The organism is Psychromonas sp. 14N.309.X.WAT.B.A12 (assembly GCF_030397575.1).
In the GTDB taxonomy this organism is placed as follows: Bacteria; Pseudomonadota; Gammaproteobacteria; order Enterobacterales; family Psychromonadaceae; genus Psychromonas.
In genome coordinates this window covers 1-2,448 of sequence record NZ_JAPNXS010000022.1, presented here as the reverse complement: position 1 = coordinate 2,448, position 2,448 = coordinate 1, and the positions used below count along the sequence as shown (strand labels likewise).

5 protein-coding genes are annotated in these 2,448 nt (G+C 42.3%); all 5 read right to left on the bottom strand.

The window, feature by feature from the left end:
* Positions 1-782: DNA-directed RNA polymerase subunit alpha (gene rpoA, locus OW492_RS16885; protein WP_290041688.1), on the bottom strand; the 782-nt coding region annotated here is incomplete at its 3' end.
* Between the two features lie 25 nt (positions 783-807).
* Positions 808-1,428: a 30S ribosomal protein S4 gene (gene rpsD, locus OW492_RS16880; RefSeq protein WP_028869289.1), complete on the bottom strand. Its 621-nt coding sequence runs from the start codon at positions 1,426-1,428 to the stop codon at positions 808-810.
* A 33-nt stretch (positions 1,429-1,461) separates the two neighbouring features.
* A complete protein-coding gene (gene rpsK, locus OW492_RS16875) occupies positions 1,462-1,851 on the bottom strand; it encodes a 30S ribosomal protein S11 (RefSeq protein WP_019613697.1) in 390 nt (129 codons plus the stop codon).
* 11 nt (positions 1,852-1,862) lie between these two features.
* Positions 1,863-2,219 carry a 30S ribosomal protein S13 gene (gene rpsM, locus OW492_RS16870; protein ID WP_290041676.1) on the bottom strand — a complete coding sequence of 119 codons (357 nt, stop codon included), beginning with the start codon at positions 2,217-2,219 and terminating at the stop codon, positions 1,863-1,865.
* Between the two features lie 136 nt (positions 2,220-2,355).
* Positions 2,356-2,448 (bottom strand): 50S ribosomal protein L36 (gene rpmJ / locus OW492_RS16865; protein ID WP_290041690.1); only part of this gene is annotated, 93 nt, incomplete at its 5' end.

Genomic DNA, 2,448 nt, shown 5'->3' with positions numbered 1-2,448 from the left:
AGTTCTAAATCATCTACTGGGCGTAAAAGAATTGGATCAAACTCAGGTTTAGCTTCAGCTACTGGTGCTTCATAAGTAGTGCGCAGATCAACAAATGCGTCTAATTGCTCAGCTAAAATTGTAGCTGCGCGACGAATTGCCTCTTCTGGCTCTAAAGTACCATCTGTTTCCATATCGATAACAAGCTTGTCTAAATCGGTACGTTGTTCAACACGAGCTGATTCAACACTGTAAGCAATACGCTCAACAGGACTGAAAGTCGCATCTACTAATAGACGACCAATTGGACGCTCATCTTCTTCGCTATGAATACGAGATGAAGCTGGAACATAACCGCGACCTGATTCAATTTTAATACGCATGCTGATTTCAGCATTGCCTGTTAAATTACAGATCACATGTTCTGGGTTGACTATCTCTACATCACCATCATGAATGATGTCGCCTGCAGTAACAGGACCAGCGCCAGATTTAGTTAAACTAACTAAAACTTCATTTTTACCTTCAAGCTTTACAGCTAGACCTTTAAGGTTAAGAAGAATCTCTAGGATGTCTTCTTGAACGCCTTCTTTTGTGCTGTACTCATGTTGTACACCATCAATTTCGACTTCTGTTACCGCCGTTCCCGGCATAGATGATAACAAAATACGACGAAGAGCATTACCCAAAGTATGGCCAAAGCCACGCTCTAGTGGCTCAAGAACCACTTTTGCTCTAGTTGTTGAAACTTGTTCGATATCAACTAATCTTGGTTTTAGAAAATCAATTACAGAACCCTGCATTTGTGCCCTCTCTTAACAGTTAACTTTACTTAGAGTAAAGCTCGATGATTAACTGTTCGTTAATCTCAGCAGATAAATCTGAACGTTCAGGTTGACGCTTAAATTCGCCTTCCATCTTCGTTGTATCAACTTCTACCCAAGCTAGGGCTTCACGTTGACCAGCGATTTCTAATGCAGCGCCAATACGTGATTGCTTTTTAGCTTTCTCACGGATCGCGATAACGTCGCTAGGTTTAACGTTGAATGAAGGGATATTTACAACTTTACCGTTCACTAGAATAGCTTTATGGCTAACTAGTTGACGTGATTCAGCACGTGTTGCGCCAAAGCCCATGCGGTATACAACATTGTCTAAACGACCTTCAAGAAGTTGAAGTAAGTTTTCGCCAGTGTTGCCCTGTAAACGAGCAGCTTCTTTATAGTAGTTACGGAATTGCTTTTCTAATACACCGTACATACGACGTACTTTTTGCTTTTCACGTAATTGTAAACCGTAGTCTGATAGACGTGGTTTACGTGCACCGTGTACACCTGGTGCATTTTCGATCTTACACTTAGAATCGATCGCGCGGACACCTGATTTTAAGAATAAATCAGTTCCTTCACGACGGCTAAGCTTAAGCTTAGGACCTAAATATCTTGCCATTGTTCTTTCTCCAATTACCCTAGAAAGTTGCGATTAAACGCGACGTTTCTTTGGTGGACGACAACCATTATGTGGGATTGGTGTAACGTCAGTAATATTAGTTACACGGAAACCCGCCGCGTTTAGTGCGCGAATCGAAGATTCACGACCAGGTCCTGGTCCATTTACAAAAACTTCAACGTTTTTAAGACCGTATTCTTTAGCTGCTTCAGCAGCACGCTCAGCAGCAACCTGTGCAGCGAACGGAGTAGATTTACGAGAACCACGGAAACCAGAACCACCTGCAGTAGCCCAAGAAAGAGCATTACCTTGACGGTCTGTAATAGTTACGATTGTGTTGTTGAAAGAAGCATGGATGTGAGCCATACCATCAGCAACTTGCTTTTTAACGCGCTTGCGAGCACGAGTTGGTGTTTTAGCCATTATCTCTTACCCTATTTCTTAATTGCTTTACGCGGACCTTTACGAGTACGAGCATTCGTTTTAGAACGCTGTCCACGTAGAGGTAAGCTGCGACGGTGACGAAGTCCACGGTAACAACCAAGGTCCATAAGACGCTTGATGCTCATAGATACTTCACGACGTAAATCACCTTCAACGGCGAATTTAGCTACTTCTGTACGAAGAGCTTCGATTTGTGTTTCATCCAGATCTTTAAGCTTAGTAGTTTCAGCTACGCCTGACTCAGCACAAATAATTTGTGAACGAGTCTTGCCGATGCCAAAAATAGCAGTTAATGCGATAACTGCATGCTTATGATCAGGAACGTTAATGCCAGCGATACGGGCCACTATGCACTCCTTAAAGTTAACGATTCATTTGTGAAAAGCCCGGTAGGATACTCGACAAATGATAAATTAGCAAACAAAACACAGCTTAGATGAAAAATTCATCTAAGCTGCTGATATATCCTAAATCTATCTAGGATTAGCCTTGGCGTTGTTTATGCTTTGGCTCTACGCAGATAACTCGCACCACACCGTGGCGTTTGATAACTTTGCAGTTACGACAGATTTTTTT